Below are 16,890 nucleotides of genomic sequence, written 5' to 3'. Positions count from 1 at the left end.
GATCAATCAAAGGACGGTGATAGCCCTCCACTCTCATGGTGGGTTATCACCGTCACTTACTTTCTTTAGGAATCTTCATGACTACTGCCCTCGTTGATCCGACTGCTGTCTCACGCCAGCGTGAGGCTGAGCTCCTTGCCTCTGTCCCTACCGGTTTGTTGATCGGAGGTCGGTGGCGGGACGCGTCCGACGGCGGCACGTTCGATGTCCATGACCCCGCCACGGGGGAGGTGCTCGCTACCCTCGCCTCCGCCACGAGTGAGGACGCCGTCGCCGCGCTCGACGCGGCCGATAAGGTCCAAGCCTCCTGGGCACGCACTGCACCGCGGGAGCGCGCCGAGATCCTGCGCCGGGCATTTGACCTTGTCACCGAACGTGCGGAGGACTTCGCGCTACTGATGACCCTTGAAATGGGCAAGCCGCTGGCCGAAGCGCGCGGCGAGGTCACCTACGGGGCTGAGTTCCTGCGCTGGTTCTCCGAAGAAGCAGTCCGCGATTACGGCCGCTACCTCACCACCCCCGAGGGGAAGAACAAGATCCTGGTCCAACACAAGCCGGTCGGCCCCTGTCTGCTGATCACGCCTTGGAACTTCCCACTGGCCATGGCCACCCGCAAGGTTGCCCCCGCAGTCGCTGCGGGGTGCACGATGGTCCTCAAACCAGCGAAACTGACACCGCTGACCTCCCAACTGTTCGCCCAGACCATGCTCGACGCTGGCCTGCCCGCCGGGGTCCTGAACGTGGTGTCCTCCTCGTCGGCATCGGGTATTTCCGGGCCGCTGATGAAGGACTCCCGGCTCCGGAAGATCTCCTTCACCGGCTCCACGCCTGTAGGCAAACGCCTCATGGCTGACGCGGCGCAAAACGTGCTGCGGACCTCGATGGAACTGGGCGGCAACGCACCGTTCATTGTGTTCGAGGACGCCGACCTGGACAAAGCCGTCGAAGGCGCCATGGCCGCCAAGATGCGCAACATGGGCGAAGCCTGCACCGCCGCGAACCGCTTCCTGGTCCAGGAATCCATCGCCGCAGAATTTACGGCCAAGTTCGCCGCCGCGATGGGCGCCCTGACCACCGGCCGCGGCACCGAACCCACCACCCAGGTAGGTCCACTGATTAATGCCGGTGCCCGTGACGACATCCACGCCCTGGTGAGCGCCGCCGTCGACGCCGGCGCAATAGCCGTCACCGGCGGTGCCCCCTCAGACGGTCCGGGATACTTCTACCCTCCCACCGTCCTGGCCAACGTGCCCAACGACGCGGAGATCCTGGGCCAGGAAATTTTCGGACCTGTCGCCCCCGTCACCACCTTCACCACAGAGGAAGACGCCATCCGATTGGCCAACGCCAGCGAATACGGCCTGGCTTCCTACCTCTACAGCCTAGACTTCAACCGCCTGCTGCGCGTGGCAGACCAGATCGAATTTGGCATGGTCGGGTTCAACGCCGGCGTCATCTCCAACGCCGCAGCACCCTTCGGCGGCGTCAAGCAATCCGGCCTCGGACGCGAAGGCGGCTCCGAAGGCATTGCCGAATACACGACCACCCAATACATCGGCATCGCCGAACCCTACGCGGGCCAGAGGCAGCCCGTCCTCCCAGAACTGTAAGTGCTTGTTAGGGCCAGGATCTACCACGGTGGTGCTCAACTCTTGGTCCACCCCAGCCGTCGACATCACACGCCATAAGGCTGAAACAGCGCCCAGCGGTTCCGTCCCCGTTAGTGCGAAGTACACCCAAACCTGACGAACACCATTACGTCTTGACTCTCTTCTGGGAGGGTCCTGGAAGTCAACCTGACCAGTCGATGAGGGTTGGAGGCGCCTGTGGGTGAACAGCGAATCGGGTAGGTGCGGGTCAGCACGCTGGACCAGAACGAGAAACACCAGCTCGAAGGCCAGGTTCTTGACAGGGACTGCGCCGACAAGGCTTCCGGAGGAACACAGACAGGCGCCAGCTCGTGCAACTGTTGCGTTTTGCCCGTGACGGGGACACCGTGGTGGTGCACAGCATGGACCGGCGCGAACAAAACCTTAACGACTTACGTGCTCTCGTCCGCGGCGGGTCGGAGTTGATGTTCGCTGACGACGCGTTGCCAGGGTCCTAGGACTGGCGTGCCGTGTTGCTGGCCGGAGTTGATGCCCGGTTCTCGGGTGATGCCTCGATTTGCCCGGGGACGAGACTGGTCATCGAACGGCCGCGGGTTTCGGGCAGTAGAAATGCGGCCAGCAGTGCGCAAGCGGCAATTGCCGTGAGGTAAATGGCGGGGGCAAGCTTGTTCCCGGTGCTGGCGATGAGGAATGTGGCCACCAGGGGTGCGGTCCCTCCGAAGATCGCGTAGCTGACGTTGTAGGTGATTGCGGAGGCGGTGTACCTGACGGCGGTTGGGAATACCTCGGACAACAGGACTGCCGTCACCACGTTTGCCGTCACTGCGCCGAGGGCCAACAGGAGCTGGCCGGCTAGCGCGTTGCCGAATCCCCCGGTGGAGGCGAGCAGATAGGCAGGGACTGCCAGACCGCCCAGAAGGACCGAGGAGGCCACCATGGTGGCCCGCCTTCCGACCCGGTCGCAGACGCGGCCCAGGACCGGTGCCATCGCGGCGGCAAACGCCAGGGCGATGACGTTGCTCATGAGGACCTGGTCGGCCGGAAGATTGGCGACTTCCCTCAGGAACGTGTTCATGTAGGTAGAGAAGGTGTAAAAGGAAAGTGCGGTCAGGCTGATGTATCCGCCCAAGGTCAGCATGGGTTTCCACTGCAGAGCCAAGGTATCGCGAAGGGGCGCGTGTGCGGTGCTGGCGCTTTTCAGCACTTCCTGGAACATCGGGCTCTCGTCCAGCCTTTGCCGGATATAGAACGCGACGAGCCCTAGCGGCACCGCCACCAGGAACGGTATGCACCAACCCCAGGTGTCCATGGCCTCGGCCGAAAGGTTGGCCGTGAGGAGGTAGCACAACAGGGCCGCAGCGGAGAACGAGGAGAAGGTGGCTGCAGGCATCCAGCTGCTGTAGCGCGACCGCTGATCGGCCGGCGCGTGTTCAATCACATAAGTGACGGCGCCCGCGTACTCGCCGCCGGCGGACAACCCCTGAACACTGCGGGCCAAGGTCAGCAGCACGGCCGCCCAAATGCCGATGCTGGAATAGGTCGGCAGAAGTCCGATGGCCGCGGTTGCGCCCGACATCAGCAGGACGGTCAAGGCAAGAACCTTCTTCCGGCCGATGCGGTCTCCGAGAGCACCGAAGAAGGCGCCGCCCAGCGGCCGTAGGGCAAAGGCGACAGCGAACACGGCGAAGGTCTGGAGCAGACCGGTGATGTCGTCGCTGGACGGAAAGAAAGTTCGGGCGATGACGGGGGCCAGGAACCCGTAGATCGCGAAATCAAACCATTCGACCACAGTTCCGGCGGCGGCTGCACCGGTGACTTTGCGGAGGGTCGATTTGCTGCTTGGTGGGGCGGTATGAAGCATGGTCATGGAGGCTCCCTGGGTGGAAGTACTTGTCGGTTTTGCGGACGGCGGCGCGCCCCCGCGGAGCATTGTTGCTTTCGAACCAAATTAGTTGCTGTTTGCGCAACTTGGATTGCCGTCCTGTTACAGCTTTGTAAATCAGGTTTGCTCTCGCCGGGCACTGGACGTTGATGACCGGATAGCTGAGCTGACGCCGCCGGGAGATTGCCGGTGAGTGGTTTCACGGCGGTGCCCTGCCGCATCTTCCGTATCTGCGCCAGGACTGCGGCATATGATAGCCAAAAGAGTGGCGGGATAGTCACGCAGCGCGAAGGGATGAAGGTGGCAGGTAGGCCGAGGCAGGACAACGGGCAGGTCCAGGGAGCTGCGGCGTCGCTGTTGAACGGTCTTGCTGTACTGGAAGCCTTCTCCGTTCAAAATCCGGTTCTTGGTGTGACTGAGGTTGCTCAGCGCGTTGGCCTCCATAAGAGCACGGTCTCACGCATTCTTGGCGGATTAACAGACGCTGGATATGTCCAGCGGGATGAGGAGACGGGACGTTATCGGCTCGGGCTGGGCCTCCTTGCGTTGTCCGCCCCTTTACTGGCGGACCTGGATGTCCGCCGTGCTGCGGTTCCGTATTTGGAGCAGCTAACCGAAAGCACCAAAGAGACCAGCGCCATCTCGGTCTGGAATGGTCGCGAGGCCATCGTCGTGGAGCAGGTGGCCAGCCCCTTTCAGGTCAAACACACTGCCACCATCGGAACCCGGTACAACAAATTCGAGAGCTCTTCGGTGCGGGTCTTCCTGGCGGAGCTGGCGCCGGCTGTCGCGACCGAACTGATCGGATCCGGGCAGATACTACGCACGGCAGGAGACGGTTTGCCGTTGGACCACACCGCCCACCTTCAGGAAGTCGCCCGTCAGGCATACGCCGTCAACGACGGTTCGACGACGGAGGAGGAATTTGGGGTCTCCGCACCGGTTCGGGATTACCGAGGCAAGGTGGTTGGGTGCATCACCGCATCCGCTCCCCGTTCCCGGGTGCACAAACACGCCACCAGGGACATTCTGGTTCAAGCCGTACAGCATGCTGCCTCGGAAGTATCCACACGCTTGGGCTGGTCGGCTTCCCTTCCTGGCTGATTCACCCACGCAACTTGGCGAACGTCAGCAGCATCGTGTGCCGACCGCATTTCAGATCGAGAGGCCGACCGCGCTGTCGTCCTTGAAAGAACTATTCTGTGAGAGAGCAGCTGCCACAGTGAGGGGCGGCCCTGCTTGAGGTTCCGTCGCTTCCTGGTCTGGGAAAACCAAAGAGGAAAACGGCTCGTAGACCCCTCAGAATCCTGCGCGGATCCGCTGTGAGGGCCGTTAGTGCACCGTATTTGTTTCCCCCGGCAGGGGCAGGCTGCCGAGCCGTGTCGATACCCGCTCAGCGGCGGCTAGCACGGCTTCGCGCAGGATCGCCTGGCTTTGCTGGTGCTGCACTCGGGATCGGGGCGCGCTGGCTGTGATGCAGCCGACGACTGCACCGCGGTAGTCCCGAACGGGTGCGGACACGCCGTACTCCTCGTAAGTGGTCTCGCCGTCGTTGACGGCGAAGCCGTCGTCCCGTACGCCGGCGAGCTGTTCGTGGGCCGGGTCCTCGAGACCGAGGTAGCCCTCCCGCAGGACCGTCCGGCCGGCAAGCAGACGGTCGGTCTCCTCGGACGGCAGTTCGGCGAGGAACACGCGCACTGAGGAACTGGCGAACTTGTTGTAGCGCGTGCCGATCGCCGCGCTGTGCTTGACCTGATGGGGGGAAGCCGTCTGTTCCACGACGATCGCGTTGGTGCCGTTCCAGACGGCGATCGCGGCCGTCTCGCCGGTGGCCTGTGTGAGTTCTTCGAGGTGGGGCAGGGCGGCGCGGCGGACGCTAAGCTCGGCCAGCAGTGGTCCAGCCAGGCCGATCATCCCGAGTCCGAGGCGGTATCGTCCCGTTTCGTCGTCGCGCTGCACGTAGCCGGCTTCATCCAGGCCGGTAAGCATCCGGGAGACCGTGCTCTTGTGCAGGCCGACGAGTTCGGAGATCTCCGTGACGCCCAGGAGGGATCGCTTGGCGACGGAGAAGGCTTCGAGGACCGTCAGACCGTTGAGCAGCGATGCTGCCGCCCCTTGCGGTTTGTCGGCGGTGGTTTGTGGCTCCAGCATGAGTTCTCCCTCTTCGGGCGCTAGCGCAAGTCACCCGTACCAGTCATCGTACGATGCCCTTTCCTCCTCCTGCCGGAGGCCGGGCCGCCGGCCGCTGCGGCCCCGCCGCGGCGCGGCTGAGGAGTCGAGGTCGGATCAGTGTCAGCGAAGTTGGGCAGGTTGTTGAGGTACTGGATGACGTTCTCCAGCGGCTCGACAAGTGTTGGATCGGCATAGCGGGATCCTTGGCAACTGCCGTGTTTAAGAAACGCACTCATCACCGCAGCCCGGCCCGACCCGACGACAGCCGGCACCCGCTGAGGGGTGCCGGCTGTCGTCGGGTCGGCCTGGGGATGCCGGGTAGCGGGGCTCCGAGAGTATGGTGCGGCTCAGGCCGGATCCGCAGGGGCCGCCACCTCCGGCTGGGGATCCGAGAGGGTCTTCGGGACCGTGTCCTCGAACTGCGGGAGGCGGTTCAGGTACTCCACCACCGAATCCGTGGACTCCACGTCACCGAACTTGTTGTCAATGTCGTAGAGGTTCCACTGCACGACGCCCGGGACGCGGTCGCCGATGGTCTCCCGGGCGATGATCGGGCGGAAGCCCTTTGCGATCGCGTCCTCGACGGTGTGGCGCACGCACCCGGCCGCGGTCGCGCCGGTCACGATCAGGGTGTCAATGCGGTTGGAGGTCAGGAAGAGCTCGAGGTTCGTCCCCGGGAACGCCGAGGCGCGATTCTTCTCGATCACGACCTCGCCCTCCGCGGGCGCAATGCGGTCGTCAATCTGCGCCCAGTAGGAATCCGCCGGAAGGGTCTCCGTGGGGATCTTCGAGTACCACAGACCCATGTCGTTCGTCCCGGAGGTGGCGTCGCGGTTGCGGTACACGTTCGTGGTGTAGAAGACCGGGACACCCTTGGCGCGCGCGGCCTCGTTGATCCGCTGGACGTTCGGGATGATCGTCTCCATTCCCGGGCAGCTGAAAGGGTGGCCCGGACGGGTCCAAGCGTTGGCGAGGTCGATGTGGATGACGGCGGGGCGGTTGCCGTAGCCGATCCGACGCTTGAAGCCTCGCTCGTTGTAGATGTCCGTGCCTGCTTCGAACGCCTCCTCCAGCACTGCTGCCAGACGGGCTTCGATGTCGTTGAACGTCTCTGTCTCTGCTGTCATGGTTCTCTCCACTCTCTTTGGGACCTGGCTTTTCCTGGCCGCATGTTGTTGCTGTCCCATCACAGTAGTTGCTGTTTGCGCAACGCACAACCCTTTTCTTGAGGTTGCCGGAATTCGCTTCCAGGCCCCGCGGGCCAAGGGATCTTGGGGCCTGCGCCTTCTGAAAGCATCGAACTCGGAGCAAGGCGATCTATCCACGAGCGAGTGAGGTCAACCTTTGACCACTCGCAGCACCCAAGGCTGTAGACGGAGGGGCGTCTGAAAAAAGAGCGATGAACCATTGCATGTTGTTCATAAAGGAACTAAATTGCTTTCTAAGCAACGCAAAGATGTGAGCTACAGCACATCGGATTGCGGGACCGGAACCCCGGCCCAGTGGACTAGCTCCAATCCAGAGTGTGAGAGCGGGCCAGGCAAAGAGGCCCCCCGCCTTTCCCTTCAACCAGTCCTGAACCAAACTTTCGAAAGGATCCCAGTATGAAGCGCATCGGAGTAGACGTCGGCGGTACATTCACCGACTTGTATTTCTCGGACGACGCCCAGCGCATCGCCGTTGTGGAGAAGGTTCCGTCCACCCCGCACGACCCGTCTGAGGCCGTGATCAACGGCATCATCAAGCTCTGTGAGAAGGCCGGTGTCTCGCTTGCGGAGATCGACCAGCTGGTGCACGGGACCACGGTTGCCACGAACACCGCGCTGACGCACACAGGTGCGGAGGTGGGGATGATCACCACCGAGGGTTTCCGGGACATCCTGCACATCGCCCGTCACAAGAAGCCGTACAACTTCTCGTTGCAGCAGGAGCTGCCGTGGCAGACCAAGCCCTTGATCAAGCGCCGTCATCGGCTCACGGTCAAGGAGCGCATCACTGCTCCGAACGGCGACGTGCTGGTTGCCCTGAACGAGGACGAGGTCCGTGAGCGCGTCCTCGAGCTAAAGGCGGCCGGAGTTGAGGCCATCGCGGTCTGCCTGCTGCACTCTTATCTGAACCCGGCCCACGAGAAGCGGATCGGGGAGATCGTCGCGGAAGAATTCCCCGAGGCCTACCTGTCCCTGTCCAGCGAAATCGTGCCCCTGTACCGGGAGTATGAGCGATTCTCCACCACAGCGCTAAATGCCTATGTCGGGCCCCGGGTCTCGAAATACCTCTACCGCCTGCAGGAGCAGGCCGAAGGATTGGGATACAAGCGGGAGATCCTGCTGATGCAGTCCTCCGGCGGCATGGTTCCGATCAAGGAAGCCGCCAAGCGGCCCGTCACCCTGATGATGTCAGGACCGGTCGGCGGTCTGATCGGCGGCATGTGGGCCGGTCGCCAGTCCGGCTTCGAGAACGTCGTCACCCTGGACATCGGTGGTACTTCGGCCGACATCGGTGTGGCGTACCAGGGTGAACTGCGCATGCGCCACCTGCTGGATACCAAGATCGGCGATCACCAGGCCATGGTCCCCATGGTGGACATCGACACCATTGGTGCCGGCGGCGGCTCCATCGCCTACGTTGACGCCGGCGGGGTCTTCCGCGTCGGTCCCCAGTCGGCCGGCGCCGTCCCTGGACCGGTTTGCTACGGCCGCGGCGGTACGGAGCCGACATCAACTGACGCCCAGGTGCTGCTGGGCCGCATGCGCCCTGACCGCGTCCTGGCAGGCTCAGGAATGGACATGGATCTCGAGGGCGCCCGAAAAGCCATGGAAGGTCTGGCAGAAAAGCTCAGCATGTCCGTGGATCAGGCAGCCCTCGGCGCGCTGCAGATCCAGAAGTTCGGCATGACCCAGGCGATCGAGCAGAACTCTGTTCGCCGCGGCTACGACCCGCGTGACTTCACCCTCGTCGCCGCCGGCGGTGCCGGGGCACTGTTCGCCTGCGAGATCGCCGCGGAGCTGGAGGTCCCGAAGGTACTGATCCCGGCCCACCCCGGCATCATGGCCGCCACCGGCCTGCTGGCCACAGACGAGAAGTACGAGTTCGTCGCGACCCGAAGGTTCACCTTCGCCAGCGCGGACACCGCCGCTATCCAGGGCTCCTATGAACAGCTCAAGCGCGAGGCCAACGCCCAGCTCGATGCCGAGGACGTCCCGGCCGAACGCCGCAAGCTCGAATGGCTCGCGGACGCCCGCTACGAGGGCCAGGGATACGAGATCCGCTTCACCGCCCCCGCCGGACCGGTCAACCAGGCATGGCTGGAAAAGGCCGAGGCAGCCTTCCACGACGCCCACTTCGAGGAGTACGGCCACCGCTTCAAGAACGGCACCGTGGAGGTCATCAACATCCGTGTCGAGGCCAGCGCCCTGATGGATGACCTGCCTACGCCGGAAGCGATCAAGTCCGGTTCCCTCAAGGACGCCCTGGTCGAAACCCGCCCGGTGACCTTCGAACAGGATGGCAAGCCGGTCACCTTGGATACCGGCTTCTATGACCGCGACAGGATGGGCGTGGGAACCACCTTCACCGGCCCCGCGATCATCGAGCAGTACGACTCCACCACAGTCATTCCGCCGGGATTCTCCGGAACGGTGGACCCGGCCGGCAACCTCGTCGTCGACTGCCCGGCCGCCGCCCAGAGCGCCGAGAAACTGGCCACTCCGATCCTGATGCGCGTGATTGGCGGCGCCCTGAACTCCGCAGCCAAGGAAATGGCCTCGGTGCTGTTCCGCATGGCCTACTCCTCGATCATCCGCGAGTCCGAGGACCTTGGTGCGGGTCTGTTCGACAAGGACGGCAACGTGCTGGCCGAGTCCGACTCCACACCAATGTTCATGGGTTCCATGCCCAAGATCGTCAAGGGCGTGATCTCGGTCCTGGGCGATGACATCCACGACGGTGACATCATCCTGCACAACGACCCGTACCTGGGCGCCACGCACTCCCCCGACGTGGCGATTATCGAACCGATCTTCCACGACGGGGAACTCGTCGGCTTCGCCGGCGCCTCCGGCCAGCTGATCGACAACGGCGGGGCGTACTCCGGGCTGATGGTTGACATCCAGGACATCCAGTCCGAAGGCACCATTTTCCGGGCAGTGAAGATTTCCGAGAAAGGCGTCCGCCAGGAATCGCTGATCCGGCACATCCTCAACAACACCCGGACACCCACCTCCAACGAAGGCGACTTCCAGGCGATGATCGCCGCCTGCGAGCTGGCCAAAACCCGCTACACCGCCCTCATCGAGCGGTACGGCTTCGGCGCGGTCCGCGAAGCCGGCCAGAGCTGGATCGACTACTCGGAGCGGATGCTGCGCCAGGAGATCGCCAAGATCCCCGACGGCGTCTACGAGACCGAGGTCGGCTACCTGGATGACGACGGACGCAACTACGGCAAGAAGCTGCCGATCGTCGTGAAGGTAATCATCGAGGGCGACGAGATTACGTACGATCTCACCGGATCCTCCGAACAGGTGCCCACCGCTTATAACTGCGCCTTCGAGGGCACCACCGTCTCGGCGTTCACGTTCATCACCCGGATGATATTCCTGGACGAGGTCGCCTTCCCGGTGTTTGTGCCCCAGAACGAGGGCATGCTCAAGCCGCTGAAGGTCATCGCCCCGGAGGGCACCATCTTCAACCCGACGTACCCGGCGGCGACCTTCTCGCGGTTCTCCCAGGTACAGCGCGCGGTCGACCTGGCGCTGCGGGCACTCGCCCCGGTCATCCCCGAGCGCGTCACCGCCGGCAACTCCGCCCACATCCACTTCATTTCCTACTCAGGATGGGACGAGAAACAGGGCGAGTACTGGGTCTACCTCGAGGTCAACGAGGGCGCCTACGGTGGCCGCGCGGCCAGCGACGGGCCGGACTCAGTGGACAACCTCATCGCCAACACCCGCAACAACCCGATCGAGGAGCTCGAGTGGCGGTTCCCGATGCGAACGGACCGTTACGAACTGCGTTCCGAGCCGGGGGCGGCCGGCGAGTTCCGCGGCGGCATCGGCATCGTCCGGGAGAACACGTTCCTGACCGACACCGCGATCACCTGCGAGGGGGAACGCCACGAGTCGGACGTTCCGTGGGGCGCCTTCGGCGGTCATGAGGGCCTCAACGGCTCGCTGGTGAAGAACGTCGGCCGGGCGGGCGAGGAGTCCTGGCCGTCCAAGGTCACCGGACGTCAACTGCTGGCCGGTGACTCCCTGCAGATCACCGTGCCCAGCGGTGGCGGCTTCGGTGACCCGCACAAGCGGGACCCGCTGAAGGTCCTCGAGGACGTGCTGGACGGTTTCACGACTGCCGAGGCAGCCGACCGGGACTACGGCGTGGTCCTCAAGGAGGTCAACGGCCAGCTCACGGTCGACCTGGAGGCCACCGCCGGACGCCGTGAGATCCCGGTTTCCGAACTCAGCACCGTCAGCTGATCTACGAACACCTGCATTGAGGGGGCGTCTGCAGGCCAGGTTTGCGAGTCTGGCCTGCAGACCGTCCCCTCTTTCAGTACTCATTACATCCTCATCACACCACCCACCCATCCCCGTGAATTAGGAACCGCCATGTCCACTGCCCCACTCTCCAGATTCGTCGAGTCAGACGTCACCCCCAAAGACGTCCGGCTGGCCACCTGGATATGCTTCTTCGCCTGGACCTTCGCCGTCTATGACTTCGTCCTGTTTGGCAACCTCCTGCCGGTGCTGGCCGCAGACCTGGGCTGGAGCGCGGCCCAGTCCACGGGGATCAATACCTGGGTCACCGCCGGCACTGCCCTCGTGGCCTTCGCGATCGGCCCGATCGTCGACCGGATCGGCCGCCGCAAGGGCATCCTGATCGCCGTCGTCGGTGCCGCCGTCGCCTCCCTGCTGACCGCCACTGTCGGCTGGGTTGTCGGCCTCGCTGCCGGCCTTGGACTCGTCTTCCTGGTCCTCGTGCGTTCACTGGCCGGCCTCGGCTACGCCGAGCAGGCCATCAACGCGGCCTACCTCAACGAAATGTTTGCCCACCAGAGCGATCCCGCCAAGGCCCGCCGCCGCGGTCTCATCTACTCGCTCGTCCAGTCGGGCTGGCCGGTGGGCTCCGTCCTGGCTGCCGGGTCTGTCTACCTGCTGTTCCCCATCGGCGGGTGGGCGCTCTGCTTCGTCGTGGCCGCCCTCCCCGCCATCTTCATCGTCCTCGCCGGACGTTGGCTCAAGGAGAGCCCCCAGTTCGCCCACCGTCACCAGATCGACAAGATGATCAAGGACGGCCGGGTGGAAGAGGCACAGCAACTCGGGGAGAAATACGGAATCGACGTCTCGGAGAAAGCCAGCCCACTCGTCTCGGTCTTCCGTGGGGAGTCGCTGCGGTCCACCCTGACGATTGGCGGGGCCTTCCTCCTGAACTGGCTCGGCGTCCTTGCATTCGCGATCCTCGGCACGTCGCTGCTTACCGCAGCGGACGGCAAGAACATCGAGTTCGACAACGCCCTGCTGGTCCTCATCATCTCCAATGCCACGGCCTTCGCCGGCTACCTGTTCCATGGCTGGCTCGGCGACCGGATCGGGCGCCGCAACGCGATCGGGATCGGCTGGATCCTGTGCGCCGCCTCCTTCTTCACCATGCTCCAGGCACCGAACGGGAACTTCCCGCTCATCATCGCGCTGTACAGCGCCGGGCTGTTCTTCCTCATCGGACCCTTCTCCGCCCTGCTGTTCTTCACCGGCGAAAGCTTCCCCGTCCACACCCGGGCAACGGGCGCCTCCATCATCAACGCCTCCGGCCAGGTCGGAGCGATCATCGGCGGCCTGCTCATCACCGCCGCCCTCGCCTCCGGAGCCGGATGGATCAACGCCACCCTATGGTGGGGCGTCCTCCCCATCCTTGCCTCCGGCCTGCTCATCTTTGCCGCCCGGAACGTGGACCCCAGCAAGGTCCGCACGGACTGACAGGGACCAACCCGCACCACAAACACCATCCGCACGGCGGGAACTCCTGACACCAGAGAGCTCCCGCCGTGCCGATGACCTTAATAAGGCAGGTTCCCTTATCGAGTGAACCACCCACAGCGAGATCCTCACCGCCCTCAAGCACTGGCGCTGACACCGCCTGATCCATGAACGCACCCCCGCATCTACCGGTCCAACGGGTTTGCTGCTGCACCGTTTCCCCCGCATGGGGTGAGCAGGAGCTGGCATGCCGAGGTCGCCGAAGAGCGCTGACGGGCCAGCTCGTCCGGCTAAGCTTCCTTGCGCAGCTTGGCCTGCTCCACCAGCTCGGTCATCCACGGCCGGTGCCCGCGGTGCAGCACCATGCCCTCGGGCAGCCCTTGGACGGCGACGGTGGACCCGGAAATATCGATGGTAATCCGGCCGCCGGCCATGGGTGCATTGGTGATGTGCAGGTCGCCGTAGGCCTCCGGCAGTACCGGGTCCAGCCACAGACCGCCACGGGATACATGCGCGTCATAGCGCATCAGGCTTGTCACCAGCAGGATCGGCGCGGTCGCGGCCCAGGCCTGCGGCGAACACGCCGTGGGATACGGCACGGGCTGGGTGAACCGTTCCCGGTCGAAGCCGCAGAAGAGCTCGGGCAACCGGCCCTCCGAGTACTGGGCGGCCTCAAGCAGGGCCGTGGCGATTTGCTGCGCTTCTTCCACGAAACCATGGCGCACCAGGCCGGCCGCAATAATTGCGTTGTCGTGCGGCCAGACCGAGCCGTTATGGTAGCTCGCAGGGTTGTAAGCCCCCATGTCGGTAGCCAGGGTGCGAACGCCCCAACCGGAGAACATCTGCGGGGACATCAGCTTCTCGGCTACCAGCGGTGCCTTGTCCTCATCCACCAGACCGAACCAGAGGCAGTGGCCCATATTAGAGGCACAGGCATCCACCGGGCGCTTGTCCTTATCCAACGCGATCGCGTAGTACCCGCGATCGGGCAGCCAGAACTGTTCGTTGAACCGTTTTTTCAGCTCTGCCGCCCGGTCGGTAAGCTCGTCACCGACGGCCGTGTCGCCGGCGTCGTAGGCCATCCACGCACGCGCCATGTACGCCGAGTAGACGTAGGCTTGGACCTCGCACAGGGCGATCGGCGGCTCTGCCAAGGTACCGTCGGCGAAGTTGATCCCGTCCCAGGAATCCTTCCAGCCTTGGTTGATCAGCCCCCGATCATTAAGGCGTTCATATTCGACGAAGCCGTCGCCATCGCGGTCCCCGTAGTCCCGGATCCAGTCCAGTGCTCGATCCGCGTTGGGCAGCAGGGCGGCTATGGTCTCCTTGGCAAACCCCCAGCGGCTGACGGCCCCGAGCACACTCACAAACAGCGGGGTCGCATCGACGCTGCCATAATATTCCGGCTTGCCGCCCAAGGACAGTCCGCTGGAGACACCGAGCCGGACCTCGTGCAGGATCTTACCCGGCTCCTCCTCGCTCATCGGGTCCAGCACCCGGCCCTGGCGGTCGGCAAGCGTCTGCAGCGTGCCCAGGGCCAGGGACGGGTCTACCGGAAGCGCCATTTCCGAGGCCCAGAGTGAGTCGCGGCCGAACAGGGTCATGAACCATGGCGCCCCGGCGGCGACCACCACCCGGTCCGGATACTCGGGGTCTTCGATCCTGAGCGCGCCCAGATCGTCGTAGCTGCGCTGCAGGGTGCGTTCGATCGAACGGTTGCCCATCTGCAGCACCGGAATCCTGGCCACCCACTCCATCCGGCGCCGGTCCCGGGGAGAGATATCGCCCGGTGCCGGATGAACAAACGGTGCCGCCGGGTCGGTTCCGTCCACGGCAGGCATCACGCTAAGCACGGTGCTCCAGTGGCCGTGCGGCGGGACAACTGTGCGATATGTCAGGGCGTCCGCCCCCACGTGGTCGGCGCCGTCCGCGTTGATGACGATCCCCTTGCGGGCATCCTGCCAAGTGCCCCTGATCGTCAGCGAACCTGCGTCCGGCTGCCGGGTTTCGTCCCAGTGCCGGAGGATGCGCGCCTCCTTGACCTCGAACAGATCGGCGAAATCCGCTTCGACGCTGAGCGAGACCACGCATTCGACCGGATCCAGCGAGTAGTTCCAGACCGTAATCTCCTCTGTAATGCCGACACCCACCTCGCGCAGCCGCTCGACAAGCAGCGGGCTGTCCGCATACCCGTCAGAACGGGCAACACGGCCCGCAAACAACGCCCGGTAAGGTTCCTTGGGTTCCGCCGCCAACGGCTCCAGCACCTGGCCGTTGACGGTCAGGATCCAGCGGGACAGGATTCGCGTGTCCTGGAAGAAGACCCCGTGCGGCAGCTCGGGTTGGATGTCCCCGTTCGGCAGCGAGATGCAGAAGGATGAACCTTCCACCAACGTGATTGTCCCGGCGCCCAGCGGCCCGGCCGCCGTATCGGCATTCCATCCAGCCATTTCCGGCTCCTTGAACGGATTGGCACCACCATACGGCCAGCGTGCCGGTACTGGTCAGGCTGCGACCGCGGCCGTCGTTCTATTCGAACGCTACCCCCGTCGGTTCACCGTTGCCAGAGCAGGTTCTAAGGGTCACGAAAGAGTTGAACAAGGCGGCGATGAGGAAGGCGGCAATGAGCAGGCCAGGTGTCCCCAAACCGTCCCTTTCATCCACCGGCGGCTCTGTTCCATCGCGATCGGCCGAGGCATTGGCCGGCCGCTGTCCGGACCTACACAGGTCCGGACAACGGCCGACCAAATTTACTGCCCCGGGGCCTCAGGCCCCGGTCACCGCTTTTGAGGCCACGACGTGGGCAGGCTCTGCTGGCACGGGGTCGTCGTGGTAACGGCGCAGAGGCCGTCCTGCGGTCTCAGGTATGAGGAACGTGGCGACAAGGAAGGATGCGACGGCGATGACTGAGACGTAGATCGCCGGGGACAGCGAGTATCCGGTCCCCGCGACAAGCCACGTTGCCACGAAAGGTGCGGTGCCGCCGAAGATGGCGTAGGTGATGTTGTAGCAGGTGCCAGATGCCGCGAAGCGCACGTCGGTCGAGAACATTTCCGACATCAGGACCGAGGTCACCACATTAGCGGTCACCGCACCGAGTCCAATGAGCAGTTGGCTGACAACGGCGGTAGCGAACGTTCCCTGCTCGGCGATCATGTACGCCGGAATGGTGAGGATGGCCAGGAGACCGGCGGCGGTCTGCATGGTGCGGCGACGCCCTATGCGATCCGAGACACGCCCCATGACGGGGGTCAGCGCCGTCGCAAGGGTCAGCGAGATCAAGCTCGAGAACAGGGCAAGGTGCGGGGGCAGGCCGACCACTTTGATCAGGAAGGTCGACATGTACGTGGAGTAAATGTAAAAGGAGAGCGCCGTGAGCATCACGAACCCACCCAGCCGCAGCATCGCAGGCCACTGGGTACGGAAGACGACTCCCAAAGACGGGGCGGGCCGGGCGGCGGAATCATCGATCATCGCTTGGAACTCGGGAGATTCGTGGAGTTTTGCGCGAATGTAGAAGGCGATCAGGCCCATCGGTATTGACAGCAGGAAGAGGATGCGCCAGCCCCAATCACCCATGGCGGCGGCCGGCAGGATGAAGCTGAGCAGCGCGCCGAGTCCAGCGGCGAGGGCGAACGAGGAGAACGTCGCCGCGGACATGGCGGACGAGTAGCGGGCCCTGTGGTTGTCGGGGCTGTGCTCGACGACGTAGATGGTGGCGCCGGCGTATTCGCCGCCGGCGGAAAAGCCCTGCAAACACCGGGCAAGCACCAGCAGGACGGCGGCCCAGATGCCGATCGTCTCATGGCTTGGGATGAGCCCGATTGCGGCCGTTGACCCGGACATGAGCAGGACGGTCAGCACCAGGATCTTTTTGCGTCCAAGACGGTCGCCCAGGCGTCCGAAGAAGATGCCGCCCAAGGGCCGGAGCGCGAACGCGACAGCGAACACGGCGAATGTCTCCAGCAGACCCGTTACCGGATCCTTGGATGCGAAGAAGGTGGCGGCAATGTGGGTTGCCATGTAGCCGTAGATAGCAAAGTCGAACCACTCCACCACGGTTCCAGCAAAAGAGGCCCGCACCACCTTACGCAGGCGCTCCGGACTCACCTTCTCCAGGGAATTATCTGCAAGATCGCGTTCCATGTTGTCTCCATTCAGGGGATGGTGCCAAGACCGCGAGGTGCTTCACTTCAGCCTAGCCACTGGGGCAATGCATCGCACGTATGATCCAGATCACCGTTGGTCATACAACAAC

Annotated in this window: 9 protein-coding genes and 1 pseudogene; 5 read left to right on the top strand and 5 right to left on the bottom strand. The window is 64.0% G+C overall.

Annotation, left to right across the window (positions count from 1 at the left end):
* Nucleotides 1-77: 77 nt before the first annotated feature.
* Together FYJ92_RS00235 and FYJ92_RS18840 are read left to right on the top strand one after the other, a co-directional pair.
* A complete protein-coding gene (locus FYJ92_RS00235; protein ID WP_185262085.1) occupies nt 78-1,610 on the top strand; it encodes an NAD-dependent succinate-semialdehyde dehydrogenase in 1,533 nt (510 codons plus the stop codon).
* A 240-nt stretch (nt 1,611-1,850) separates the two neighbouring features.
* A pseudogene (locus FYJ92_RS18840) lies at nt 1,851-2,062 on the top strand (recombinase family protein); the annotation flags it as partial.
* 41 nt (nt 2,063-2,103) lie between these two features.
* Here the strand turns inward: FYJ92_RS18840 and FYJ92_RS00225 are convergent.
* Nucleotides 2,104-3,477 carry an MFS transporter gene (locus FYJ92_RS00225; protein WP_219729673.1) on the bottom strand — a complete coding sequence of 458 codons (1,374 nt, stop codon included), beginning with the start codon at nt 3,475-3,477 and terminating at the stop codon, nt 2,104-2,106.
* A 426-nt stretch (nt 3,478-3,903) separates the two neighbouring features.
* On the opposite strand from FYJ92_RS00225, the gene FYJ92_RS00220 reads away from it, so the two are divergent.
* Complete coding sequence (locus tag FYJ92_RS00220; RefSeq protein WP_255482214.1) at nt 3,904-4,596, top strand: IclR family transcriptional regulator; 693 nt, start codon at nt 3,904-3,906, stop codon at nt 4,594-4,596.
* 228 nt (nt 4,597-4,824) lie between these two features.
* On the opposite strand, the gene FYJ92_RS00215 is transcribed toward FYJ92_RS00220, so the two are convergent.
* Together FYJ92_RS00215 and FYJ92_RS00210 are read right to left on the bottom strand one after the other, a co-directional pair.
* The gene (locus tag FYJ92_RS00215) at nt 4,825-5,643 is read right to left on the bottom strand and encodes an IclR family transcriptional regulator (protein ID WP_185262083.1); all 819 of its coding nucleotides are present in this window, start codon (nt 5,641-5,643) and stop codon (nt 4,825-4,827) included.
* 368 nt (nt 5,644-6,011) lie between these two features.
* On the bottom strand, nt 6,012-6,791 hold the full coding sequence (locus FYJ92_RS00210; protein WP_185262082.1) for an N-carbamoylsarcosine amidohydrolase: 780 nt from the start codon (nt 6,789-6,791) through the stop codon (nt 6,012-6,014).
* A 477-nt stretch (nt 6,792-7,268) separates the two neighbouring features.
* Between FYJ92_RS00210 and FYJ92_RS00205 the strand changes: the two genes are divergently transcribed.
* Nucleotides 7,269-11,135 carry a hydantoinase B/oxoprolinase family protein gene (locus tag FYJ92_RS00205; RefSeq protein ID WP_185262081.1) on the top strand — a complete coding sequence of 1,289 codons (3,867 nt, stop codon included), beginning with the start codon at nt 7,269-7,271 and terminating at the stop codon, nt 11,133-11,135.
* A gap of 132 nt (nt 11,136-11,267) precedes the next feature.
* Nucleotides 11,268-12,632, top strand: a complete 1,365-nt coding sequence (locus FYJ92_RS00200) for an MFS transporter (protein WP_185262080.1) — start codon at nt 11,268-11,270, stop codon at nt 12,630-12,632.
* Between the two features lie 290 nt (nt 12,633-12,922).
* On the opposite strand, the gene FYJ92_RS00195 is transcribed toward FYJ92_RS00200, so the two are convergent.
* Together FYJ92_RS00195 and FYJ92_RS00190 are read right to left on the bottom strand one after the other, a co-directional pair.
* The gene (locus FYJ92_RS00195) at nt 12,923-15,082 is read right to left on the bottom strand and encodes an amylo-alpha-1,6-glucosidase (RefSeq protein ID WP_185262079.1); all 2,160 of its coding nucleotides are present in this window, start codon (nt 15,080-15,082) and stop codon (nt 12,923-12,925) included.
* A 316-nt stretch (nt 15,083-15,398) separates the two neighbouring features.
* On the bottom strand, nt 15,399-16,778 hold the full coding sequence (locus FYJ92_RS00190; protein ID WP_185262078.1) for an MFS transporter: 1,380 nt from the start codon (nt 16,776-16,778) through the stop codon (nt 15,399-15,401).
* Nucleotides 16,779-16,890 lie beyond the last annotated feature (112 nt).

Source organism: Pseudarthrobacter sp. NBSH8, from assembly GCF_014217545.1.
Taxonomy (GTDB): Bacteria; Actinomycetota; Actinomycetes; order Actinomycetales; family Micrococcaceae; genus Arthrobacter.
Note: the sequence above shows the minus strand (reverse complement) of the source record. Positions and strands in the feature narration are given on the sequence as shown.

Coding starts and splice junctions, on each gene's coding strand:
- FYJ92_RS00235 (WP_185262085.1), top strand. CDS start 78: ATGACTACTGCCCTCGTTGATCCGACTGCTGTCTCACGCCAGCGTGAG.
- FYJ92_RS00225 (WP_219729673.1), bottom strand. CDS start 3,477: ATGACCATGCTTCATACCGCCCCACCAAGCAGCAAATCGACCCTCCGC.
- FYJ92_RS00215 (WP_185262083.1), bottom strand. CDS start 5,643: ATGCTGGAGCCACAAACCACCGCCGACAAACCGCAAGGGGCGGCAGCA.
- FYJ92_RS00210 (WP_185262082.1), bottom strand. CDS start 6,791: ATGACAGCAGAGACAGAGACGTTCAACGACATCGAAGCCCGTCTGGCA.
- FYJ92_RS00205 (WP_185262081.1), top strand. CDS start 7,269: ATGAAGCGCATCGGAGTAGACGTCGGCGGTACATTCACCGACTTGTAT.
- FYJ92_RS00200 (WP_185262080.1), top strand. CDS start 11,268: ATGTCCACTGCCCCACTCTCCAGATTCGTCGAGTCAGACGTCACCCCC.
- FYJ92_RS00195 (WP_185262079.1), bottom strand. CDS start 15,082: ATGGCTGGATGGAATGCCGATACGGCGGCCGGGCCGCTGGGCGCCGGG.
- FYJ92_RS00190 (WP_185262078.1), bottom strand. CDS start 16,778: ATGGAACGCGATCTTGCAGATAATTCCCTGGAGAAGGTGAGTCCGGAG.